20 protein-coding genes are annotated in these 22,091 nt (G+C 62.7%); 11 read left to right on the top strand and 9 right to left on the bottom strand.

Going from position 1 to position 22,091, the window contains the following annotated elements; genetic code table 11:
- The first annotated feature begins 227 nt into the window (after positions 1-227).
- The gene (locus BLT86_RS06050) at positions 228-1,481 is read left to right on the top strand and encodes an OprD family porin (protein ID WP_036999529.1); all 1,254 of its coding nucleotides are present in this window, start codon (positions 228-230) and stop codon (positions 1,479-1,481) included.
- A 33-nt stretch (positions 1,482-1,514) separates the two neighbouring features.
- Here BLT86_RS06050 and BLT86_RS06045 read toward each other — a convergent pair whose 3' ends face one another.
- Positions 1,515-1,811 carry an aminotransferase-like domain-containing protein gene (locus BLT86_RS06045; RefSeq protein ID WP_167371353.1) on the bottom strand — a complete coding sequence of 99 codons (297 nt, stop codon included), beginning with the start codon at positions 1,809-1,811 and terminating at the stop codon, positions 1,515-1,517.
- Here BLT86_RS06045 and BLT86_RS06040 point away from each other — a divergent pair.
- Positions 1,698-2,936, top strand: a complete 1,239-nt coding sequence (locus BLT86_RS06040; RefSeq protein ID WP_092375321.1) for an NAD(P)/FAD-dependent oxidoreductase — start codon at positions 1,698-1,700, stop codon at positions 2,934-2,936. The two genes, BLT86_RS06045 and BLT86_RS06040, sit on opposite strands and share 114 nt — an antisense overlap.
- Positions 2,937-2,982: 46 nt before the next feature.
- Here BLT86_RS06040 and BLT86_RS06035 read toward each other — a convergent pair whose 3' ends face one another.
- The 4 genes from BLT86_RS06035 to BLT86_RS06020 form a co-directional block, all read right to left on the bottom strand.
- Positions 2,983-3,846: a helix-turn-helix transcriptional regulator gene (locus tag BLT86_RS06035; RefSeq protein WP_092375318.1), complete on the bottom strand. Its 864-nt coding sequence runs from the start codon at positions 3,844-3,846 to the stop codon at positions 2,983-2,985.
- A gap of 205 nt (positions 3,847-4,051) precedes the next feature.
- Positions 4,052-4,540 carry a hypothetical protein gene (locus BLT86_RS06030; protein ID WP_075747676.1) on the bottom strand — a complete coding sequence of 163 codons (489 nt, stop codon included), beginning with the start codon at positions 4,538-4,540 and terminating at the stop codon, positions 4,052-4,054.
- A gap of 164 nt (positions 4,541-4,704) precedes the next feature.
- Positions 4,705-5,598, bottom strand: a complete 894-nt coding sequence (locus tag BLT86_RS06025) for a chemotaxis protein CheV (protein WP_045733347.1) — start codon at positions 5,596-5,598, stop codon at positions 4,705-4,707.
- A 58-nt stretch (positions 5,599-5,656) separates the two neighbouring features.
- Positions 5,657-6,679, bottom strand: coding sequence for a zinc-dependent alcohol dehydrogenase family protein (locus BLT86_RS06020; protein WP_075747674.1), 1,023 nt, complete (start codon positions 6,677-6,679; stop codon positions 5,657-5,659).
- A 218-nt stretch (positions 6,680-6,897) separates the two neighbouring features.
- Here BLT86_RS06020 and BLT86_RS06015 point away from each other — a divergent pair, with 218 nt between their 5' ends.
- From BLT86_RS06015 to BLT86_RS06000, 4 genes are all read left to right on the top strand, one after another.
- A complete protein-coding gene (locus BLT86_RS06015; protein WP_092375315.1) occupies positions 6,898-7,812 on the top strand; it encodes a LysR family transcriptional regulator in 915 nt (304 codons plus the stop codon).
- 259 nt (positions 7,813-8,071) lie between these two features.
- Positions 8,072-9,310 carry a multidrug efflux RND transporter periplasmic adaptor subunit MexE gene (mexE, locus tag BLT86_RS06010; RefSeq protein ID WP_092375312.1) on the top strand — a complete coding sequence of 413 codons (1,239 nt, stop codon included), beginning with the start codon at positions 8,072-8,074 and terminating at the stop codon, positions 9,308-9,310.
- 28 nt (positions 9,311-9,338) lie between these two features.
- Positions 9,339-12,518 carry an efflux RND transporter permease subunit gene (locus tag BLT86_RS06005; RefSeq protein WP_092375309.1) on the top strand — a complete coding sequence of 1,060 codons (3,180 nt, stop codon included), beginning with the start codon at positions 9,339-9,341 and terminating at the stop codon, positions 12,516-12,518.
- Positions 12,515-13,903, top strand: a complete 1,389-nt coding sequence (locus BLT86_RS06000; protein WP_092375306.1) for an efflux transporter outer membrane subunit — start codon at positions 12,515-12,517, stop codon at positions 13,901-13,903. The genes BLT86_RS06005 and BLT86_RS06000 overlap by 4 nt, the downstream gene beginning before the upstream one ends.
- A 77-nt stretch (positions 13,904-13,980) precedes the next feature.
- On the opposite strand, the gene BLT86_RS05995 is transcribed toward BLT86_RS06000, so the two are convergent.
- Positions 13,981-15,825, bottom strand: coding sequence for a sensor domain-containing diguanylate cyclase (locus BLT86_RS05995; protein ID WP_017676914.1), 1,845 nt, complete (start codon positions 15,823-15,825; stop codon positions 13,981-13,983).
- 231 nt (positions 15,826-16,056) lie between these two features.
- Here BLT86_RS05995 and BLT86_RS05990 point away from each other — a divergent pair, with 231 nt between their 5' ends.
- Positions 16,057-16,410, top strand: coding sequence for an MmcQ/YjbR family DNA-binding protein (locus BLT86_RS05990; RefSeq protein WP_017676915.1), 354 nt, complete (start codon positions 16,057-16,059; stop codon positions 16,408-16,410).
- Here BLT86_RS05990 and BLT86_RS05985 read toward each other — a convergent pair.
- Positions 16,396-17,118: a DUF1294 domain-containing protein gene (locus BLT86_RS05985; RefSeq protein ID WP_092375303.1), complete on the bottom strand. Its 723-nt coding sequence runs from the start codon at positions 17,116-17,118 to the stop codon at positions 16,396-16,398. The genes BLT86_RS05990 and BLT86_RS05985 overlap by 15 nt on opposite strands.
- Positions 17,115-17,945, bottom strand: a complete 831-nt coding sequence (locus tag BLT86_RS05980) for an undecaprenyl-diphosphate phosphatase (RefSeq protein WP_017676917.1) — start codon at positions 17,943-17,945, stop codon at positions 17,115-17,117. Before BLT86_RS05980 ends, BLT86_RS05985 begins: the two co-directional genes overlap by 4 nt.
- A gap of 251 nt (positions 17,946-18,196) precedes the next feature.
- On the opposite strand from BLT86_RS05980, the gene BLT86_RS05975 reads away from it, so the two are divergent.
- From BLT86_RS05975 to BLT86_RS05960, 4 genes are read left to right on the top strand one after another with little or no spacing between them, the layout of a single operon-like run.
- Complete coding sequence (locus tag BLT86_RS05975) at positions 18,197-19,831, top strand: methyl-accepting chemotaxis protein (protein WP_017676919.1); 1,635 nt, start codon at positions 18,197-18,199, stop codon at positions 19,829-19,831.
- Between the two features lie 7 nt (positions 19,832-19,838).
- The gene (locus BLT86_RS05970) at positions 19,839-20,453 is read left to right on the top strand and encodes a hypothetical protein (protein WP_017676920.1); all 615 of its coding nucleotides are present in this window, start codon (positions 19,839-19,841) and stop codon (positions 20,451-20,453) included.
- 50 nt (positions 20,454-20,503) lie between these two features.
- On the top strand, positions 20,504-21,073 hold the full coding sequence (gene pnuC / locus BLT86_RS05965) for a nicotinamide riboside transporter PnuC (protein ID WP_092375300.1): 570 nt from the start codon (positions 20,504-20,506) through the stop codon (positions 21,071-21,073).
- Positions 21,070-21,621: an AAA family ATPase gene (locus BLT86_RS05960; protein WP_092375297.1), complete on the top strand. Its 552-nt coding sequence runs from the start codon at positions 21,070-21,072 to the stop codon at positions 21,619-21,621. Before pnuC ends, BLT86_RS05960 begins: the two co-directional genes overlap by 4 nt.
- Here the strand turns inward: BLT86_RS05960 and BLT86_RS05955 are convergent.
- A complete protein-coding gene (locus BLT86_RS05955) occupies positions 21,589-22,056 on the bottom strand; it encodes a DUF3429 domain-containing protein (RefSeq protein WP_084341441.1) in 468 nt (155 codons plus the stop codon). The genes BLT86_RS05960 and BLT86_RS05955 overlap by 33 nt on opposite strands.
- Positions 22,057-22,091: the final 35 nt, after the last annotated feature.

The raw sequence follows: 22,091 nt of genomic DNA, 5'->3' as shown, positions 1-22,091 counted from the left end.
GACGGCCTCCGGGAGTGTTGCAAAAACCGCCGCCTATGGAATCTTCATCGGGGAGAAGCCTATCGCCGATCCTCCCGAACACCGCATCGAAGTCGTTGATAGTGATCATCGATCAGCTTGAATAGTGCATCTGCTGGCAGGGTGATAACTCTAAGCGCGCCCTCTGGGCCGGGCCTTACCTCGATGTGAGGCGCGTTGAAAACAGCACACCAACACCGGGAGCACTCATGCACAAGAAGCACTGTCTCGCGCTGGCTTGCAGCCTCGCGCTGGGCGGGCAGTTGGCTCATGCCAGCAGCCAGTCCGAAGCCAACGGTTTCGTTGAAGACGCCAGCCTCAATCTGTTGCTGCGCAACGCCTACTTCAACCGTGACTACAAGGACAACACCAACGACGCCAAGACCTGGGGGCAGGGTTTCATCGCCACCTTCGAGTCCGGATTCACCCAGGGTACCGTCGGCTTCGGCGTCGATGCTTTCGGCCTGCTCGGGGTCAAGCTCGACAGCGGTCGCGGCCGCAACTATCGCGCGTTCTTCGACACCGACAGCGAAGGTCGCCCGGTGGACGACCTGTCCCAGGCTGGCGGTGCGGTGAAACTGCGCGTATCCAATACCGTGATCAAGTACGGCAACCAGTTCCCTTCCCTGCCGGTTCTGGCCCATGACGACAGCCGTCTGCTGCCGCAGTCCTTCACTGGCACGCTGGTCACCAGCAACGAGATCGAAGGCCTGGAGCTGAACGCAGGTCGCTTCACCGCGGACAGCCCGATGGGCGACTCGGCACGCGACCCCAATCGCCTCAAGAGCATTGATGTGCTCGGCGGCAGTTACGCCGTCAGCGACGATTTGAGCCTGGCGGTGTATCACGCCGATCTTGAGGACATGTACAAACGCTACTACGCCAACGTCAATTACAACCTGGCGCTGGCAGCGGATCAGGCGCTCAATTTCGACTTCAACATCTACCGCACCAAGTACGACACTGGCTCGGTGGCCGCAGTGGATCTCGGCGGTGACGGTCAGGGTGATCGCAACACCATCTGGAGCCTGGCGGCCAAGTACAGCATCGGCGCCCATGCCTTCATCGTCGCACACCAGCGCAACAGCGGCGATGCCGGCTTTGCTTATGACTACGGTGATGGCGGCGCCAGCATCTACCTGGCCAACTCCTACTATTCGGACTTCAACCTGAAGGACGAGCGTTCATGGCAGGCCAGCTACGAGCTGGATTTTGCCGAGTACGGTGTGCCGGGGCTGCGTTACAAGTTCGCCTACGTACGCGGTGACAACATCGATACCGGCAACGACAACAACGGCACCGAGCGCGAGATCTTCAACCAGATCGGCTACACCATCCAGAGTGGCGCTGCCAAGGATCTGCACCTGCGCCTGCGCAATTCCATCTACCGTTCCAGCACCGACGTAGGGCCGGATCTCAACGAGATCCGTGCCTTTGTCGAATACCCGCTGAGCATCCTCTGATGGTCGCTGCCCCGGCCTTGGCCGGGGCAGTTCTCAGCCGCGCAGGATGTGCGCAACGGCCCTGGCGGCATCCTCGATGGCGCGTTCTTCATAAGGCGCAAAGCCCATTACCAACCCAGGTGGCCTTGCCTCGACGCAGTAGCTCGCCAGTGGCAACGCGTCGATACCGGCAGCCTGCAAACGCGCGAAAGCTTCCTGCTCGTTCTCCACCTGCAAATGGCAGGCGATATCCATACCTGCACGAATTTCCGGCACCTCGATCAGCCCTTGCCAGTGCTTGTGCGCGGCTTCGGCGAAGGCATCGGCACGCGCTGCGTAGATCTTGCGCATGCGCCGCACGTGACGGTCGAAATGCCCCTCCTCGCTCCGCAAGCGGAACTGCGCGTACGCCCGCGCTTCTATGAAAGCGACCTGAGCACCACCGTTGCATCGCTCGGCCCGTTGTTCGATGCGGTCGGCGTGCAATACGTGCAAGGCAGCGCCACCCGCATCGACGCCGCAGGCAGGCGAGTGATCTACCGTGACGCGAGCGGCGCGCAGGCCGAACTGAATTTCGACCGGTTGATTCTGGCCTCCGGTAGCCAGGTCGCCCGGCCTCCACTGGCCGGTATCGACAGCTTCGCCTTCGATGTCGACAGCCTGGAGGCGGCGCAGAAACTTGAGGCCCATCTGCAGAACCTGCGTGACAAACCGACCAGCCAGGCCCGTAACACCGTGGTGGTGGTTGGCGGTGGCTTCAGCGGTATCGAGACGGCCACGGAAATGCCGGCGCGGCTGCGCGCCATTCTGGGTAATGAAGCCGATGTGCGGGTGATCGTCGTCGACATGGGCAAACAGGTTGGCAGCGTCATGGGCGAGCAGATCGCCTCGGTGATCGCCGCAGCCAGCGACACACTGGGCGTGACCTGGAAGCTCGGTAGCCCGGTGTCGATGGTCGATGAGCATGGCGTCCAGCTCGACAACGGCGAACGTATCGAAGCCAGCACCGTAGTCTGGACCGTCGGGGTTAAGGCCTCAGCGCTGACGCAGCAGATCGATGGCGAGCGCGACGCCTTTGGCCGCCTGCACGTCGACCGCAACCTGAAAGTACTCGGCCAGGACGCCATCTACGCCACCGGCGATACCGCCTATGCCGCGGTGGATGAACTTGGCAACCACGCACTGATGACCTGCCAGCACGCCATCGCTCTCGGCCGCTCCTCCGGCAATAACGCTGCAGCCGATCTGCTGGGTGTCGAGCCGATTCCCTACAGCCAACCCAAGTACGTCACCTGCCTGGACCTGGGCGCCTGGGGCGCTGTGTTCACCGAAGGCTGGGAGCGTAAGGTGGTGCTGACCGGCAAGGAAGGCAAAGAGCTGAAAATGCAGATCAACACCCAGTGGATCTACCCGCCGGAGGCCAAGCGCGAGATCGCTCTGGCAGCCGCCGACCCGCTGATTCCAGTCGTCGCCTGATCGATGAGGCATGCCCAGGGCGGTGGCTGCCATGGGCATGCCATGCTCAATCGCGGTAAATCTGCACCTGCAGCTTCGCCGGCGGGTCCTCCCCTTCAGCCCGTAACCATTCGCCTGGCGGTTGCCCGACCTGCTGGGCAAAGGTGCGTGAGAACGACGCTTGCGATGCGTAGCCCACAGCATCGGCGATCACCTTGATCGGCTTCCCCTCACGCAGCAGATCCTGCGCCACCTTCATGCGCCAGGCAGTCACATAGGCCATGGGCGTCATGCTCATGACCTCGGAGAACAGTGCTGCGAACTTGGTACGCGACATCTTCGCCAACGCGGCCAGACGCTCGACGCTCCAGGCCAGCTGGGGTTCCTGGTGAATGCAGATCAGCGCAGGCCCCAGTTGACTGTCCTGCAGCGCATAAAGCAGGCCGCTGGTTATGCGCCCTTCGTTCACCGCGCGGCGTACCAGCAGGACGAACACGTATTCGAACAGCAGGTTCAACGCCTTGCTCCGGCCGGGAGCCTGTGTACGGAATTCGTTGACCAGTGAGCCGATCACCGGCCCGAGCTGCTCAAGGGCGCTCAGCGGAAACACCAGGGTTTCCAAAAGGCCCAGCGGAAACGGCTGCTGCCCCGAACGCCCGAACTGGAACGAGGAGCAGATCAGATCGACGCCACCGGGCTGGTGCGCACGCAGCTTGTAGCAGCAGGTGCTGGGACAGAACAGAACGCTGGGTTCACTGATCGCGATGCGAGGCCTGTCGGCGTGCACCATATCCAGTGCACCTCGCTCGATCACATGGATGAATGCCATGCCAGGGGGCTTATCCAACACCAGGGTACCGTCTACCGGGCCGGCGAATAACAGTCGCCCTTGCAGGCTCGTGCGCTCGAAGAACTCGGAAAGAACATCCATATTGGCAATGACCTGATAAAGATTCTCTAGGGTGGTGAAAGCTCAACCGGTTAGAGCCCATGGGTTGAACCGTCGTCGATTGATAGACAGTTCAACCCATGAAAATTCCAACGGTTATTCACCAGGACGGAGAATCATCCGTGATTTACATCACGATTTTTACAGGCCCAACTCTGAAATACCCACCCAACAAGGTGCAAGCCGATCAGATCAGCCCATAAGAATGACCATTGTCTTCTGACTGGGCCGGCATCTTGGCTCGCTCCTCCATGCGCTGGGCAATTTCTTCTTCGACTGCCTTCTGCTGCTCAGGTGGCAGCGCCTCGATCTCCTCTTCGGTCATGCCTATTTCCTTGAGGATACTGTCACGCATCTTTTCGGCCGGAGTCATCGCCATGTAGGCCTTGAAAGCCTCCAGCGCGGTGTTACCGCCCTCGTCGCTCAGTGGTGAACTGACGGATGTCTCGACCTTGCCGTCTGAAGCGTTCTGCAGAGCGACGCGCAGACGCGCGAACCCCTCTTCGGTCGCCTGCCTAGCGCGGAACTCGCGTTCGGACTCGGCGTTCGCCGTGCGTGTGGTCTTCTCGACATTGCGCGCCAACTGGGCCAGCTCGCCCTGCTCTTCACTCTGCTTGTTGCGAAATCCCGTCAGGGATATCCCACCGTAACTGCCAATACCTCCAATCGTGCTCATGCCGTGCTCCTTGACTGAGTTGCAATTGCCAGGCGCACTGATTCAAAGCGCATGCCAGCTCATGAGGAGCGCTTAACCAATTGAAAGTATTGACTTTTATTGTCGACTAGAAAGGAAGCTAGACAACCCCTTGCCGTCAAGCGGCAAGGGGTTGCAGGGGGAGCTCAGTGCTGCCCGCTCATTTGCCGAAAGGCATCGAGCAGTGCCTGGCTGAGATCGACCGAGGAGAACTTGGTCAGTACCGCATTGGCACCGACCGAACGCGCCTTCTCGGTATTCATGGTGCTGTCCAGCGAGGTGTGCAGCAGCACGTAGGTGTCGGCAATATCGGGGCTGCGACGAATTTCCTGAACCAGGCTGTAGCCATCCAGCTCCGGCATCTCGATGTCCGAGACCAGCAGCTCGAATGGCATGCCAGCCTGATGGTATTCGTGCAGTTGCTGCAGGGCAGCCTGGGCACTGCGCACTGCCGTGCAATCGAGCCCCAGCTGGCGCAGTACGTTGAGAGTCTGTTGCAGCGCGACTTGCGAGTCGTCGACCAGCAACACGCGGCGACCTTGCAGCAAGCGGGCATCTTGGCCATCGAGCAGTTGCCCGACGGGGGCTTCCTCCAGCGCAGGCGCAATGTCGTGCAGTACCTTCTCGATATCGAGAACCTGCACGATGGCGCCATCGATCTGCGTCACACCGGTAATGAAGGCACGCGCGCCGGAGCCGGCGGGTGGCGGACGCACATCGCGGGTGGAGCACTGCACGATACGCTCGACACTTTTCACGTGCAGCCCCTGACGCGAGCGGCTCAACTCGGTGACGATCAGGCAACCATCGTCTTCGTCAGCCGCACCGCGTTCGCCGATGGCACGCGCCAGGTCGATCACCGTCATCGCGGCGCCACGCAAGGTGGCGATGCCGCGCACGTTGGGGTGACGATTGGGCAGCTTGGTCAAGGCTGGGCACGGAATGATCTCGTTGACCTTGAGCAGGTTGATCCCCAGCAGGCGGCCGCTATGCAAACGAAACAACAACAGCGATAGCGCGTCGCCGGTAACCAGACTCATGTACCTATCCTTAGAACGAACGTAGACCTAGGTTATAGCGACCGAATGGCCACGGACTTTAATCCGTGGCCAGTTTCAGGGCCACCCGCCCGCGGTTCGGGCAGGTTTCTATGTAGCGATGCGCTTCGACGAAATCTTCGAAGTCGAACACCTTGTCGATCACCGGCGTCAGCAGGCGGTCCGCAGTCATCTGATTGATGTGCTTAAGCGCGCGTTGCACGGCATCATTGTTCGGCTCGATTCCCAGCTCCGGGCACCCAGTGAAATCCAGCACGCAGTGACGGAAGAACTGCAGGTGCTTCTTGAATGCGGCGCAAGCAGGGAAAGCAGTATCGTTGCCGCCATTGATGCCGTACAGGATCAGCTTGCCGCGCGGCGCGGCGATATCACCCAGTAGCTTCATCTGCGGGCCGGCACACTGGTCGAGAATCACCTCGACACCCTTGCCTTCGGTGTAGCGCTCGACTTCCAGGACCAGGTCCTGTTCCTCGGTGGCGATCACCTTGTCGGCACCCAGGCCACGCAGGAATTCGCGATCCGCCGAAGAACTGGTGGAAACGATGACCTTGGCACCCAGCGCCTTGGCCAGTTGCACGGTCTGTGGTGCCATGCAGTGGCTGGCCTCGGTGATCAGCACATGCTGGCCGGGCTTCAGATGCGCGAGATCGTTCAGTGCCAGGTAGCCGAACAGCAGGCTGGTGTAATGAACGCTGGCCTCGACCGGGCTGAGCACGTCGGGATAACGGGTCAGAGCATGGCTGGGCATCAGCACCAGATCGCCCCAGGTCGGATAACGATTCGGCGTGCCCGCCGGGAAGCCGGCAACGGCGGTGCCGACTTCGAAGTCGCTTACACCATCACCCAGCACAGCCACTGTACCGGCCAGTTCAAAACCGGTGCCGGCCGGAAGCTTGGCCTGTTCGGACGCCAGGTTCTGACGCCACAGCACGTCCTTCCAGCCCAGGCCGACTGCCTGCACACGCACCAGGACTTCGCCAGGGCCAGGCACAGGTGTCGGAACCTCTTCATACTGGAGCACATCGGCATCGCCGAACTTATGAAAACGGATCATGCGGGACATCGCTTACCTCGAGCTTGATCGCGGATTAACACTTCAATGACTGTGGACTCTATCCGCTGTGCGGCGGCGACACTATCAGACTCTATCGATAGTCTTCATGCCTGTCAGTGATTCAGCGACTTTCAATCCGCTGCACACTGCCCGTACTATTGCCCGGGCAAAGGCTCTCATTTGCAGCGCCGTGCTGACAAGGCCCGTATCCCTCGAATGGTAATTGGATGAACCGCAACGACCTGCGTCGCCTCGATCTCAACCTGCTAATCGTCTTCGAGACGCTGATGCACGAGCGCAGTGTGACCCGGGCTGCAGAGAAGCTGTTTCTTGGCCAGCCGGCCATCAGTGCCGCCCTCTCCCGCCTGCGTACCTTGTTCGATGACCCATTGTTCGTGCGTACCGGCCGCAGCATGGAGCCTACGCCTCGCGCGCAGGAAATCTTTACCCTGCTCTCGCCGGCGCTGGATTCAATCTCCACGGCCGTCAGCCGTGCAGCCGACTTCGACCCGGCCACCAGCAAGGCGGTGTTTCGCATCGGCCTGTCCGATGATGTCGAGTTCGCCCTGCTCCCTGCCCTGCTCCGCCGCCTGCGCGCCGAGGCACCTGGTGTGGTGCTGGTGATCCGCCGCACCAATTACCTGATGATGCCGGCGCTGCTGGCGTCCGGGGAAATCTCGGTAGGTGTGGCCTACACCGAGGAGCTGCCGGCCAATGCCAAGCGCAAGGTGCTGCGCCGCAGCAAGGCCAAGCTGCTGCGCGCCGATACCGCACCCGGCGCGCTGAGCCTGGATGATTACTGCGCCCGCCCGCATGCACTGGTGTCGTTCGCGGGTGACCTCACCGGCTTCATCGATGACGAGCTGGCCAAGCTTGGCCGCGAACGTCATGTGGTGCTGGCCGTACCGCAGTTCAACGGCCTGGCCACCCTGCTGGCGGAAACCGATATCGTCGCCAGCGTGCCGGACTACACCGCCGCTGCGCTGACCGCGGCCGGAGGGCTACGTGCCGAGGACTTGCCGCTGCAGACACAGTCCTTCGAGCTGCACATGGCCTGGCGTGGCGCCCAGGATAACGACCCGGCCGAGCGCTGGTTGCGCTCGCGCATTCAAATGTTCTGTGGCGACCCCGATAGTCTCTAGGCACGAACTGCCCTTGGCTGCTGCGTTTCAGTGAGCCTCAGGGATTTCTTCGCCAACCCAGGCGCTCGTCAGTGTTCGTGTGCCCCCGGATACCGGCCGTTGCCTGTCCTTGTGCCGAATGACAGGGCACCCGGCAGTGTCGCCATGAACGGTCAATCATCATTAACGCTGATAATGAGTTTCGTGGCATTCGATTCGTCGCCTGCCAGGCTCGGTCGCAGACTCCGCCCATTCCGAAATCCGACTGGCGGAGCCTCCCATGGAACAGCAACACAAGAACATCTGGATAGTCCCCCTGGCCCTCGCCGGCATCCTTGCACTCGGCGGCTGCGAACAGGCCGCACAGACCCAGGCACACATGCCTGCAGCCAAGGTCAGCGTCGCCGAAGTGATCGAGCAACCCATCACCGAGTGGGACGAGTTCACCGGTCGCCTCGAAGCGCCGCAGTCGGTTGAAATTCGTCCGCGCGTTTCCGGCTATATCGACCGCGTCGCCTTCAGTGAGGGCAGCCTGGTGAAGAAAGGCGACCTGCTGTTCCAGATCGACCCGCGTCCGTTCCAGACCGAGGTCAAGCGCCTCGAAGCCCAGCTGCAACAGGCTCGTGCCAACCAGGCTCGCGCCGTCAACGAGGCCCGTCGTGGCGAGCGCCTGCGCCAGAGCAACGCCATTTCCGCCGAACTGGCCGACGCCCGCGCCAGTGCCGCTACCGAAGCTCAGGCTCAGGTCGCGGCAATCGCCGCCGAGCTGGAAAATGCCCGTCTGAACCTCGGTTTTACCCGTATCACCGCGCCCATCAATGGCCGCGTCAGCCGTGCCGAGATCACCGAAGGCAACCTGGTGGGTGCCGGTGAAAGCCTGCTGACCTCGGTGGTCTCCACCGACAAGGTCTACGCCTACTTCGACGCTGACGAACGCGCCTTCCTCAAGTACGTCGAGCTGGCCCGTGAGTCCGGTGCCGATGCCCGTGGCGCCAGCCCGGTCTACCTCGGCCTGTCCGATGAGGCCGGCCACCCGCACCTGGGTCAGCTGGACTTTCTCGACAACCAGGTCAACCCGCGCACCGGCACCATTCGTGGTCGCGCTGTATTCGACAACCAGGATGGTCGCTTTACCCCGGGCCTGTACGCGCGCCTGAAACTGGTGGGCAGCAAGCCCTACGCCGCCACCCTGATCAAGGACGAAGCGGTCGGCACCGACCTGGGCAAGAAGTACGTGCTGGTGCTGGGTGAGGACAATACCGTGGCCTATCGCTCCATCGAGCTGGGGCCGAAGCTCGAAGGCCTGCGCATCGTCCGCAGCGGCCTGAGCAAGGGCGAGAAGATCGTGGTCAACGGTCTGCAGCGCGCCATGCCCGGCGCCACCGTCGACCCGCAACCCGTGACCATGGCCGATGACAGCACCCTCGAGCAACTGGCGCGCCTGCGTCAGGCCGTCGATGCAAGCCAGGCCCCGCGTATCGCCGCCGACCACATCGACGCACGCGCGCCGCGCGGCTGATCACGCCAGCGCGACTTGAGGAAACCCCATGAATTTCTCGCAATTCTTTATCCAGCGGCCGATTTTCGCCGCCGTGCTGTCGCTGCTGATCCTGATCGGCGGCGCCATCTCGCTGTTTCAACTGCCGATCAGTGAATACCCGGAAGTGGTGCCGCCCACCGTCGTGGTGCGTGCCGATTTTCCCGGCGCCAACCCCAAGGTGATCGGTGAAACCGTCGCCTCGCCGCTGGAGCAGGCCATCGTCGGCGTCGAGGGCATGCTCTACATGTCGTCGCAGTCGACCATCGATGGCCGCCTGACGCTGACCGTGACCTTCGCCCTCGGTACCGACCTGGACAACGCCCAGGTGCAGGTGCAGAACCGCGTCACCCGCACCATGCCGACCCTGCCCACCGAAGTGCAGCGTCTCGGCGTGACCGTGGACAAGGCCTCCCCGGACCTGACCATGGTGGTGCACCTGACCTCGCCGGATCAGCGCTACGACATGCTCTACCTGTCCAACTACGCCGCGCTCAACGTCAAGGACGAACTGGCGCGCCTGGACGGCGTGGGCGACGTGCAGCTGTTCGGTATGGGCAACTACTCGCTGCGCGTCTGGCTCGACCCGAACAAGGTAGCCTCGCGCGGGCTCACCGCCACCGACGTGGTCACCGCCATTCGTGAGCAGAACCGCCAGGTCGCCGCCGGTGCCCTCGGCGCGCCGCCTTCCGATGCCGGCAACAGCTTCCAGCTGTCGATCAACGCTCAGGGCCGCCTGGTCTCCGAGGAAGAGTTTGAGAACATCATCATCCGCGTCGGCGACAACGGTGAGATTACCCGTCTGCGCGACATCGCCCGCGTCGAGCTGGGCTCCAACCAGTACGCCCTGCGCTCGCTGCTGAACAACCAGCCGGCCGTGGCCATCCCGGTGTTCCAGCGCCCGGGCTCCAATGCCATCGAGATTTCCGACTCGGTGCGCGAGCGCATGGCCGAGTTGAAACAGAGCTTCCCGCAGGGCATGGACTACGAGATCGTCTATGACCCGACCATCTTCGTCCGCGGCTCCATCGAGGCTGTGGTGCACACCCTGCTCGAAGCCATCGTGCTGGTGGTGTTGGTGGTGATCCTGTTCCTGCAGACCTGGCGCGCCTCGATCATCCCGCTGGTGGCCGTACCTGTCTCGCTGATCGGCACCTTCGCGGTCATGCACCTGCTCGGTTTCTCGCTCAACGCTCTGTCGCTGTTCGGCCTGGTGCTGGCCATCGGTATCGTGGTGGACGACGCCATCGTCGTGGTGGAGAACGTCGAACGCAACATCGCCCTGGGCAAGTCGCCGCTCGACGCCACGCGTCAGGCCATGAAGGAAGTGACCGGCCCCATCGTCGCCACCGCCCTGGTGCTGTGCGCCGTGTTCATCCCGACCGCGTTCATCTCCGGTCTCACCGGGCAGTTCTACCAGCAGTTCGCGCTGACCATTGCCATCTCCACGGTGATCTCGGCTCTCAACTCGCTGACCCTGTCGCCTGCGCTGTCGGCCATCCTGCTCAAGGATCACCACGCGCCGAAAGATGCCTTCTCGCGCGTGCTCGACAAACTGTTCGGCGGCTGGTTGTTCGGCCCGTTCAACCGCATGTTCGAGCGTGCCAGTAATGGGTATGTCGGCACCGTCCGCCGTGTACTGCGTGGCAGCAGCATCGCCATGCTGATCTACGGTGGCCTGCTGGTGCTCGGCTACCTGGGCTTCGCCAGCACCCCGACCGGTTTCGTGCCGCAACAGGACAAGCAGTACCTGGTGGCCTTCGCCCAACTACCGGATGCCGCGACGCTGGATCGCACCGAAGCAGTGATCAAGCGCATGAGCGAAATCGCCGGCAAGCACCCGGGCGTGGAGAACACCGTGGCCTTCCCCGGCCTGTCGATCAACGGTTTCACCAACAGCCCGAACAGCGGCATCGTTTTCGTCACGCTCAAGGACTTCAGCCTGCGCAAGGACGAAAACATGTCTGCCGGCGCCATCGCCGCCGAGCTCAACGGCCAGTTCAGTGAAATTCAGGAAGCCTACCTCGCCATCTTCCCGCCGCCGCCGGTACAGGGCCTGGGCACCATTGGTGGCTTCCGCCTGCAGATTCAGGATCGTGGCAACCTGGGTTATGACGAGCTGTACGTGCAGACTCAGAACATCCTCAACAAGGCCCGCCAGTTGCCGGAACTGAACCCGATGTCGGTGTTCACCAGCTACCAGGTCAACGTGCCGCAGGTCGATGCCGCCATCGACCGGGAAAAGGCCAAGACCCACGGCGTGGCCATCAGCGACATCTTCGACACTCTGCAGGTGTACCTGGGCTCGCTGTATGCCAACGACTTCAACCGCTTCGGCCGTACCTACCAGGTCAACGTCCAGGCCGACCAGCAGTTCCGCCTGGAGCCGGAACAGATTGGCCAGCTCAAGGTGCGTAACAACCGTGGGGAAATGGTGCCGCTGTCGACCTTCGTCAAGGTCGATGACAGCGCAGGTCCGGATCGGGTGATGCACTACAACGGCTTCCTCACCGCCGAGATCAACGGTGCCGCCGCCCCGGGTTACAGCTCCGGCCAGGCCGAGGCCGCCATCGCCAAGCTGCTGGACGAGGAACTGCCAATCGGCATGACCTTCGAGTGGACCGACCTGACCTACCAGCAGATTCTCGCCGGCAATACCGCGATCTTCATCTTCCCGCTCTGCGTGCTGCTGGCCTTCCTGGTGCTGGCGGCTCAGTACGAAAGCTGGAGCCTGCCGCTGGCGGTGATCCTGATCGTACCGACCGTACTGCTCGCCGCCATCACCGGGGTGATCATGGCCGGCCTCGATAACAATATCTTCACCCAGATCGGCCTGATCGTACTGGTGGGCCTGGCCTGCAAGAACGCCATCCTGCTGGTGGAGTTCGCCAAGGACAAACAGGAAGAAGGCATGGACCGCGTCGCAGCCGTGCTGGAGGCCTGCCGCCTGCGCCTGCGCCCGATCCTGATGACCTCCATCGCCTTCATCATGGGCGTGGTGCCGCTGGTGCTGTCCAGCGGTGCCGGTGCCGAGATGCGCCATGCCATGGGTGTGGCGGTGTTCTCCGGGATGATCGGCGTGACCTTCTTCGGCCTGCTGCTGACTCCGGTGTTCTATGTCCTGATCCGCGGCTTCGTCGAGAAACGCGAAGCCCGCAAAGCTGCCCGTCTGCAGGAGTCGCATGCATGAAAGCCTTTGCCCCCGTCCTCCTGACCCTGGCGCTGTCGGCGTGCGCCGTCGGCCCGGACTATCGAGCGCCCGTGACCGATCCTGCGCGCATTGCCGCGCTGGAGGCGGCAGACTATGACCGCAGCCGGTTCGAAGCCACCTGGTGGCAGCAGTTCGACGACCCGACGCTGAACCAGCTGGTGCAGCGCTCGCTTGCCGACAACCGCGAGCTGCGCGTGGTGTTCAATCGCCTGCGCGCGGCGCGGGCCATTCGCGATGACGTGGCCAACGACCGCCTGCCCACCGTCACCAGCCGCGCCAGCGGCGAGTTCGGCAAGGCTCAGCAGCCCCCGACAACGGACGAGCGCGTTCGTCAGGAGCGCTACGACCTGGGCCTGAATATGGCCTGGGAGCTCGACCTGTTCGGCCGCATCCAGCGCCAGTTGGAAGGCAGCGAAGCGCGCATCGAAGTGGCCGAGGCCGACTACTATCAGTTGCAGGTCAGCCTGATTGCCGAACTGGTCGATGCCTACGGCACCCTGCGCGGCGCGCAACTGCGTGAAAGCATCGCCCGCGAGAACCTGAAGAACCAGCAGGACTCGCGCGCCATCACCGAGCAGTTGCGCGATGCCGGTGTCGGCACCGAGTTGGACGTCCTGCGCGCCGATGCGCGCCTGGCCGCCACCGAAGCCAGCCTGCCGCAACTGCAGGCGCAGCAGGTGCGGGCGCAGAACCGCATCGCCACCCTGCTCGGCCAGCGCCCGGAACAGCTGCAGATCGACCTGTCGCCCAAACCACTGCCGGTGATCGCCAAGGCATTGCCCATCGGCAACCCGAGCGAACTGCTGCGCCGTCGCCCGGACATCCAGGCGGCCGAGCGGCAGCTGGCGGCGGCCACGGCCGAAGTCGGCGTGGCGACTGCCGACCTGTTCCCGCGGGTCAGCCTCTCCGGCTTTCTCGGCTTTACCGCCGGGCGCGGCTCGCAGCTGGGTTCATCAGCAGCCCGTGCCTGGGGCGTAGCGCCGAGCATCAGCTGGGCGGCCTTCGATCTCGGCAGCGTACGAGCGCGCCTGCGCGGCGCCGAAGCCGAGGCTGATGGCGCGCTGTCGCAGTACGAACAGCAGGTATTGCTGGCACTGGAGGAGTCTGAAAACGCCTTCAGCGACTACGCCAAGCGCCAGCAGCGCCTGGTTTCCCTGGTGCGCCAGGCCGAAGCCAGTCGTGCTGCAGCCGATCAGGCCGCGATCCGCTATCGCGAAGGCACGGTGGATTTCCTCGTGCTGCTGGACGCCGAACGTGAGCGCCTGGCCGCCGAAGATGCCCAGGCCTCGGCTGAGGTCGAGCTCTACAGCGGTATCGTCGCGATCTACAAGGCGCTCGGCGGCGGCTGGCAGCCTCAGGCCTGAACCCACTCTCCCCGGTCGGCGCCATGCCGACCCTCCTCAGCCCCAGGGTTCGATGCTCTGGGGCTTTTTTATTTCTCTCAGCCGCACTCCACCCGATTACGGCCTTGTGCCTTGGCCCGATACAGCGCCGCATCGGCCCGCTGCACGAGCGTTTGTGCCGGGCTGTTGCCATCGTTTCGCATCGAGGCAATGCCGACACTGATACTGACGTGGCCCAAAGGCGAGCGCTCATGTGGCAACGCCAGGGCCTCGACGGCCCGGACCAGTTTCTCGGCCATGCTGTGCGCCCCATCGGGCCCGGTCGACGGCGCGAGAAAGACGAACTCCTCGCCGCCATAGCGCGCCACCAGATCGGTAGAACGGCTGATGGTGGCGGCCAGGGTTTGCGCGATCTGCTGCAGACAGCTGTCGCCAGCCGGGTGGCCGTAGTGGTCGTTGTAGGTCTTGAACCAGTCGACATCCAGCACGGCCAGGGCCAACGGCTCGCCGACGCGCTGGGCGCGCTTCCATTCCTTGTCTAGCACCTCGTCGAAGTGGCGACGATTGGCGATGCCGGTCAAGGCATCGGTCAGGCTCAGGGTCTCCAGACGGCTGTTGAGCACCTGCAGCTCTTCGGTGCGCGCGGCGACGCGTTGCTCCAGTTCGCGCTCGGACCGTTGCAGGGTATCCACCAATTGCTCCCGGGTTTGCAACAACCTGGCCTGGGCCTGCAGTTTTTCCTGACGCATGACGTTGATGCGGTCGGCCAGGGCGAAGGCCAGCAACAGCATCTCCAGCGACGAGCCGAGCTGCAGGCCGTCGACCGTGAAGGCGTTGGTCGGCAACAGGCCCATGGCGCGCAGGCTGGTGCTGGCACCGCCGAGGATCAGCAGGCCGAAGGCAGCGAGGAAGAAGTAGGCGCTGCGCTGACGCTTGAGGGCGCAGGCCACGCCCACGCCGAGCATGACGAAGGCAGTGAGCAGGTTGACCACGATGGCCACGCGCGACACCTGGGGCAGCGCGAAGGCATAGATCAGCGGCGAAAGCAGATACAGAGCAATCAACGCGCGCAAGCCAGGATCGACCCGTGGCAGCAGGCGCGCGGTCTGTAGCATGCCGCGCATGAACAGCAGCATGGCGCTCAAGGTCAGCGAGACCGCCGAGTAGTAGACCACGTTGCTGTTGAGCGTCTGGCCGAGCAGCTTCCAGTCCGGGGCCATGCCGTTCTTGATCGTCAGGGCGCTGGCGGTGATCAGCACGAAGGTCACATAGAGCAGATAGAGGCGATCTCGCAGGGCGATGAACAGCATCAGGTTGAACAGCAGCATCGCGACGGCGATGCCCATGTAGCCGGCGCGGGCCATATCGTCTTCGCGCTCGTAGCCGCGCAGCGCGTCGGCCGTCCAGAGTTGTAGCGGTACGTGCAGGCCGATGCTCGACTCGACGCGCAGGTACACCACCTGTTGCGCGTGCGCCGGCAGGTGCAGCGGGAAAACGAAGTTGCGGTTGGCGTAGGCCTTGCCCGTCTGCGGGCGATCCGCGCCGGTGAACCAGGTGCGGTAGCCACCCTGCCCGTCCGGCACGTACGCATCGACCAGGGATATACGCGGGTTGTCGACCACCAGCAGGCGCGTCAACGGCTGGTCGCCGGAGTTGCCAACGTCAAGCCGAAACCAGTAGGCCGAACGGGTGAAGCCCAGGGCGAAGGAAGCGCTGGGGGACTCCTGATAACGGAAACGTGCGGCCATCTCTGCTGATCGCACGTCCGAAAGCTGCAGCGCCCGCGAGGCATCCTCCAGGATTCCGGCATGGGTGGTTAGCGACAGCGGCTGCTCGCTCGGCTGGGCGACATCGAGAGGGACGGCACCGGCCCATGTCGACCAGCACAGCAACAGGCTCAGCAACAGCCAGGGAGAGAAGCGCAGGCGGCGACGGGCATTCATGGCGGGTATCGACGGGGCTCGGACGAGCGATGACCACGGGGAGGCAGAGTCTACAAGACAACCGGGCGGCGCCAAAACGGGCCCTGAGGCTTGCCGGCGCTGCTGCGGGCGATCTGCCTGAACGCGCGCAGGCAGCGACACAATGGATCGCCTGCCGGCGAAAACGGAGCGCGCCTACGCAGGCTCTTCAGCCTTCTATAGACTGACCTGCGTACCACCAGGGAAAGACCAATGACACCGGATCAGATCGCCGCCTTCTGCCTCGCCCTGCCCGGCGCCCGCGAAGACCTCAAATGGGGCAGCAACCGGGTGTTCTCGGTGGCTGGCAACAAGATGTTCGCCATTCTTGATTTTCTTGGCGAGGATCTGGCCTTCAAGGTCGATAACGACCTGTTTCTCGGTCATGTAGACCGTCCGGGCATCCGCCCTGCCCCGTATCTGGCTCGTGCTTACTGGATCAGTATGAGCGCCCACCGGCCGCCGCTGGGCGACGATGAGCTGCGCCAGTTGCTGACGCGCTCGCATCAACTGGTGGTGCGCCGCCTGCCCAAGCGCCTGCAACCCGGCCTGCTACTGGACGAATAAGGGTATGTGGCGGGCGATGTAGGTACCGTCGAGCAGCAGCAGATCGATCCAGAACAGTTGATGAACTGCGACGATCAGCCAGAAAACAGCCTGATAGGAAGCCTTACGCGTCTTGTGCCGGAATGTCTGCTGAGCGATCAGCGCACCTGGCCAACCACCAGCCAGTTCGACCAGATGCAGGGTGTTTTCCGCCGTGCGCCGGTCACCGCTCTGAGCGCTGCGTTTATCCAGCCAGTACTGCAGGAAACTCAGCAGACTGGCCAGCAGATAAAGCGGCAATACCCACCAGAGCCCCTTGCCGAACAGCGTCACGCAGCCGAGCAATGGCAGGATGCACAGCAAAGCGAGCACCAAGGCCTTGCTGGAGAAGTTCTGGATGGAGCCTTGAGTCGCTGACCGGTGCGTGGATTTGGCAGCAGCCTTGCGCACTACCGGTGCCGCCGTGCTGGGTGTTTTCGGTTTGCGCCGGATCGACTGGCGATCAAGGCTGAGCTCGCCAGCCAGGCGCAAGTGCTCGGCCCTTGGCCGCCCTCTTTCGTCACGCCCTTCGATGAACAGCACCTCGTCACCCGGCAGCGGGCGGCGATCACCGCGCATCGCCGAGATATGCGCGAAGACTTCAGCACCGCCGCTCAGCGGCTGGATGAAACCAAAACCCTTGGCGTCATCCCAGCTTTTAAGGCGCCCCTTGCGTTCGGTACCGATCACGGTTGCGCCGTGCTCCAGTCGATCAGGTGCAGCTGCCAGGTGGCGAGAATCACCAGGCCGAAGGCAATGCGGTACCAGGCGAACACCGCATAACTGTGGCTGGTGATGAACTTGAGCAGTGCGCGCACGGTAATCATCGCCACGATGAAGGTGCTGACGAAACCGATGGCGAAGATCGGCAAGTCGCTCATCTGCAGGATGTCGCGGTACTTGACCAAAGAATAGACCGTAGCCGCGACCATGGTCGGCATGGCCAGAAAGAAGGAGAACTCGGTCGCGGCCTTGCGCGACAAACCAAACACCAGGCCGCCGATGATGGTGGCGCCCGAACGCGACGTACCCGGAATCAGTGCCAGACATTGCGCAAGACCAACCTTCAATGCCAGCTTCCAGGTCATGTCGTCGACCGTTTCGGCCTTGATCGCGTGTTCGCGCTTCTCCGCCCAGAGCATGATGATGCCGCCAATGATCAATGCCATGGCCACTGTGATCGGATTGAACAGCCAATGCTCGATCAGATCGGCGAAGGCCAGGCCAAAAATCACCGCAGGAATGAATGCCAGCAGCAGGTTGAAGGTGAAACGCTGCGCGTTCGGGTCGCTGGGCAAACCGACGACGACGCCGAGCACCTTGGCTCGAAACTCCCAGATGACCGCCAGGATGGCGCCGAGCTGGATGATGATCTTGAACGCCGTCGCCTTTTCGCCATTGAAGCCCAGCAAGTCACCGACCACGATCAGGTGCCCGGTGCTGGAAATCGGCAAGAACTCGGTCAAGCCTTCCACTATGCCCAGAATCAGAGCCTGAAAGGCCACCCAGAAATCCATCAAATCCCCCAAAGCGCGGCAATTAACCACGCGTAAAACTTAGAACGTGGAGCGTGGCTCCGGCCCTGGGACACAAAACCGTCATGGAGGTTCCTTGCAACGGTCTAGCCCGGTGCTCATTCAGGTTCTGCGCCGGGCTGCCGAAATGCTATCAGACAACTAGAGTGAATAATGCCTCGATGTGACAGTATTGCTCTGCGCCCTTCGAGGCAGCCCTGAAGCCGACAATTACAACAATCAGGAATTCGTCCATGAACAGCTTACGTAGTCTTCCTATCAGCCGCCGTCTATGGCTGATCCTGGCGCTGGCCATTCTGACGCTGATCTTGCAGGGCGCCTACATGCTGCGCCAGATCCACATCGATCTTTACGCCGGCAAATCGGAAAAGACCGAGCATGTGGTGCAGAGTGCGGCCGGCATTCTCAAGCACTTCCATAGCCTGGAAAGCGCCGGCAGCCTGAGCCGCGAAGAGGCGCAGAAGCAGGCCATGGAAGTGGTGCGCGGTTTACGCTACGACGGCCAGGAGTACTTCTGGATCAACGACCAGACCCCGGTCATGCTCATGCATCCGATGAATGCCAAGCTCGAGGGCCAGAACCTTTCAGGTTTCAAGGATCCGGACGGCAAGGCGCTGTTCAACGAGATGGTCGCCATCACCCGCAGCCAGGGAGCCGGCCAGGTCGACTACCGCTGGCCGAAACCTGGCGCCACTGACCCGGTACCGAAAATCTCCTACGTCGAGCTGTTCCAGCCCTGGGGCTGGATCATCGGCTCCGGCGTCTATGTCGATGACGTACAGGTGGAGTTCCGAGCCCAGGCGGTGAAAGCCATGAGCATCGGTCTGCTGATCGCCCTGCTCCTGACTGGACTGGTGGTGCTGATCACTCGCAGCATCGTGCAGCCGCTGCAGGCCGCAGTGGACGCCATGGCCAGCATTTCCAGCGGCGAAGGTGACCTGACTCGCAACCTCGACACCCACGGGCGTGACGAATTGACTGCCCTGGCGACCTATTTCAACGCCTTCACCGCAAAGCTGCGCCATGTGATCCGGCAGATGCTCGATTCGGCAGGCTCGCTCGATCAGGCTGCCCGCTCGCTTGGCGACATTTCCAGCGAAGCGCAGCGCCATAGCCAGCAACAGGCGCAGCAGATGGAGCTGGTGGCGACCGCCGTCAACGAGGTGACCTACGGCGTACAGGACGTAGCGAAGAACGCCGAACACGCCTCCAGCGAGATGCATACCGCCGAAGACCAGGCCAGCCAGGGCCAGCAGAACATCGAGGCGAGCCTGCGCCAGATCGATCAGTTGTCGGGCACCATCGACAAGGCCGTCGAGGTGATTCAATCACTGGCCAGCGAGAGCACGCAGATCGGCAGCGTGCTGGAGGTGATCCGTTCCATCGCCGAGCAAACCAACCTGCTCGCCCTCAACGCCGCCATCGAGGCTGCCCGCGCCGGTGAGCAGGGCCGCGGTTTCGCCGTGGTCGCGGACGAAGTGAGGCTTCTGGCGCAACGTACCCAGCAGTCCACCGCTGAAATTCAAGGTATGATCGAGCGCCTGCAAGGCAACTCCGAGGCTGCCGTCAAGGTGATCAACGAAAGCAGCCGCGCTTCCCAACTGACCGTGGAACAGGCTAGCCAGGCCGGTGAGAGCCTCGCCCAGATCGCCCAATCGCTACGCAACCTGACCGGGCTCAACGCCTCGATCGCCAGCGCCACCCTGCAGCAATCCCACGTGGTGGAAGACATCAATCAGAACGTCACGCAGACTGCTGCACTGGCCCACAACACCGCCGAGGCTGCCGAACAGTCGAGCGCGGCCAGCCAGCACCTGAAACAGCTGGCCGACCAGCTCAATCGTCTGCTTGGGCAATTCCGCGTATGAGTCGAGCATGAGCAGCATGCAACATCAGGAGGTCGATTTCAGTCGGCCGCAGAACCAGGACCTGATCTGGGACCTGGACAGCATGGCCCGCCGCGAGCTGGCCGAGCGTTTCATCAAGCTGTTCGAGAATCGCCTGTGCGTCTATTCCGAATCGGTGGGGCAGCTGTACACCAACTACAGCCTGCACTTCCCCACCGATCTCGGTCGTAAGATGGTGGTGCTGCCCAACCCCTATGCCTTCCACGACACCCTGCACGGCATCGACAGCCAGGCCATCCGCAAGACGGGTCTGTGCGTGTTGCCGGGCAAGGTTCTGGGCAAACCTGGGCTCCTACTCAGCACCCAGATCAAGGACGATGGGCCTGCGCCCAAGACCATGCCCTTCAAACCGGCACTGGCGCAGATCATCAGCAACCAGAAGAAAATCGGTGATCTGTTCCTGCCGGTGCTGATGAAGGGCGACCTGCGCGAATTCGACCAGCAGATGCCCTATATCCACCTGCATCGCCTGCAACTCGCGCGCCTAGAGCGGCTGTCGAGCTTCGAGCGCGACGACATCCAGCAAACCATCACCCGCAAGCTGCTGATGCTCTATCGACAAGCCGACAGCCTGGTGTGCTGAACCGCCGGCATCAGTACAATCTGCACCCTTTTCTGATTTGAGGACGCCGGATGTCCTGGCTCGAACTCGTTGCTGCCGGGCTCGGCATCGTCGCGGTGTGGCTGACGGTCAGACAGAACCCCTGGTGCTGGCCCATCGGCCTGGTGATGGTGTTGCTCTACGCCTGGCTGTTCTATGACTGGCGCCTGTATTCCAACCTGCTTCTGCAACTGTTGTTCGCCGCGCTGCAGCTCTACGGCTGGTGGCAGTGGACCCGTGGCGGCGAACGCCATGATGGGCGCAAGGTCAGCCGCCTGGGCATGCTCGCAGCCCTGACTGGACTGTTGACCGGCGCGCTGGGTGCCGGGCTGCTCGGCTATCTCATGGCGACCTACACCGACGCTAGCTCACCCTGGCTGGATTCGGCCCTGACTGCCTTCAGCCTGGTCGCGCAGCTGTGGATGGCGCAGAAACGCCTGCAATGCTGGGCACTTTGGGTGGTAGTAGACCTCTGCTATGTGGTCTTCTTCCTGTATAGCGAGCTGTATCTTACTGCTGGTCTCTACGCTGCTTTCACCGCATTGGCCGTCAGCGGCTGGCTGAGCTGGCGTCGCGACCCGGCGTTGCAGTACGCGCCATGAAGGTACTGGTGCTGACCGGGCCGGAGTCCAGCGGCAAAAGCTGTCTGGCGGCGCACATACAGGCACGCTTCGGTGGCGTGGTGGTGGGCGAGTACGTGCGCCATTTCATCGCTGAGCAGCAGCGCGATACCTGTTACGCCGACATCGCAGAGATCGCGCGCGGCCAGCTGGCCTGGGAGGACGCGGCGCGGGCAGCCAGACCGCCGCTGCTGATCCTCGACACCCACCTGCTGAGCAACATACTCTGGAGCCGGTGCCTGTTTGGCGACTGTCCGCAGTGGTTGGAGGCCGAATTGCTGGCGCGTCACTACGACCAGCATCTGTTGCTCGACCCCGCTGGCGTGCCCTGGGTCGAAGATGGCCAGCGTTGCCAGCCACAGTTGGCAGAGCGCCAGGCTTTTCATCAGGCTTGCCGGGGCTGGCTGCAGGGTAACGGGCAGCGTTTCTGCGAACTTTCTGGTGGCTGGGACGAGCGACGCCAGGCTGCGCTGGCGCAAGTCGCGACGCTGCTCGGCTTAGCGAATCAACACGCTGGCCCAGGCCACTAACAGGCTCAGGCAGACCACCAGGGTCAACGGCGTACGCAGGGCCGGATACCATTGCGGCGCCAGCCCTACGCGTACTGCGTGCATGTCTGCCAGGTACAGGCCGATAAAGGCAAAAAGGAAAATCGGCAGGGACAAGCCAATCGGCAGTCCACCAGCCAATGCGGCCCAACCGAGCAAGGGCGGAATCACCGACAGCCCCAGTTGCAGCTTGGCCTTTTCATCGGTTTCCTCCGCACGCATCGCCAAACCCCAGTGAATGGCGCCCATAAAGGCCAGAATCACTGCAGCAAAATCCAGCAGCGCGTCCAATACGAAAGGTCGCCAGCCCAGGGGAATCACCCAGATTCCCAATGCACCACCAACGAATGGCACCAGCCCGGCATAACCCAGCAACACGGCCAGTTTCGGTGGCTTCGCGGCGTCGAACGGGTGCATGAAAATCTCCTTGTCGATAGGTTCGACGGGCACCT

It is taken from the genome of Pseudomonas sihuiensis (assembly GCF_900106015.1).
Classification (GTDB): Bacteria; Pseudomonadota; Gammaproteobacteria; order Pseudomonadales; family Pseudomonadaceae; genus Aquipseudomonas; species Aquipseudomonas sihuiensis.
This window is presented reverse-complemented; position numbering and strand designations above follow the sequence as displayed.

Bases quoted from the DNA above. Each gene is read 5' to 3' on its own strand.
- BLT86_RS06050 (WP_036999529.1), top strand. From the start codon at position 228: ATGCACAAGAAGCACTGTCTCGCGCTGGCTTGCAGCCTCGCGCTGGGC.
- BLT86_RS06040 (WP_092375321.1), top strand. From the start codon at position 1,698: ATGGCAGGCGATATCCATACCTGCACGAATTTCCGGCACCTCGATCAG.
- BLT86_RS06045 (WP_167371353.1), bottom strand. From the start codon at position 1,811: ATGCGCAAGATCTACGCAGCGCGTGCCGATGCCTTCGCCGAAGCCGCG.
- BLT86_RS06035 (WP_092375318.1), bottom strand. From the start codon at position 3,846: ATGGATGTTCTTTCCGAGTTCTTCGAGCGCACGAGCCTGCAAGGGCGA.
- BLT86_RS06030 (WP_075747676.1), bottom strand. From the start codon at position 4,540: ATGAGCACGATTGGAGGTATTGGCAGTTACGGTGGGATATCCCTGACG.
- BLT86_RS06025 (WP_045733347.1), bottom strand. From the start codon at position 5,598: ATGAGTCTGGTTACCGGCGACGCGCTATCGCTGTTGTTGTTTCGTTTG.
- BLT86_RS06020 (WP_075747674.1), bottom strand. From the start codon at position 6,679: ATGTCCCGCATGATCCGTTTTCATAAGTTCGGCGATGCCGATGTGCTC.
- BLT86_RS06015 (WP_092375315.1), top strand. From the start codon at position 6,898: ATGAACCGCAACGACCTGCGTCGCCTCGATCTCAACCTGCTAATCGTC.
- mexE (WP_092375312.1), top strand. From the start codon at position 8,072: ATGGAACAGCAACACAAGAACATCTGGATAGTCCCCCTGGCCCTCGCC.
- BLT86_RS06005 (WP_092375309.1), top strand. From the start codon at position 9,339: ATGAATTTCTCGCAATTCTTTATCCAGCGGCCGATTTTCGCCGCCGTG.
- BLT86_RS06000 (WP_092375306.1), top strand. From the start codon at position 12,515: ATGAAAGCCTTTGCCCCCGTCCTCCTGACCCTGGCGCTGTCGGCGTGC.
- BLT86_RS05995 (WP_017676914.1), bottom strand. From the start codon at position 15,825: ATGAATGCCCGTCGCCGCCTGCGCTTCTCTCCCTGGCTGTTGCTGAGC.
- BLT86_RS05990 (WP_017676915.1), top strand. From the start codon at position 16,057: ATGACACCGGATCAGATCGCCGCCTTCTGCCTCGCCCTGCCCGGCGCC.
- BLT86_RS05980 (WP_017676917.1), bottom strand. From the start codon at position 17,945: ATGGATTTCTGGGTGGCCTTTCAGGCTCTGATTCTGGGCATAGTGGAA.
- BLT86_RS05975 (WP_017676919.1), top strand. From the start codon at position 18,197: ATGAACAGCTTACGTAGTCTTCCTATCAGCCGCCGTCTATGGCTGATC.
- BLT86_RS05970 (WP_017676920.1), top strand. From the start codon at position 19,839: ATGAGCAGCATGCAACATCAGGAGGTCGATTTCAGTCGGCCGCAGAAC.
- pnuC (WP_092375300.1), top strand. From the start codon at position 20,504: ATGTCCTGGCTCGAACTCGTTGCTGCCGGGCTCGGCATCGTCGCGGTG.
- BLT86_RS05960 (WP_092375297.1), top strand. From the start codon at position 21,070: ATGAAGGTACTGGTGCTGACCGGGCCGGAGTCCAGCGGCAAAAGCTGT.
- BLT86_RS05955 (WP_084341441.1), bottom strand. From the start codon at position 22,056: ATGCACCCGTTCGACGCCGCGAAGCCACCGAAACTGGCCGTGTTGCTG.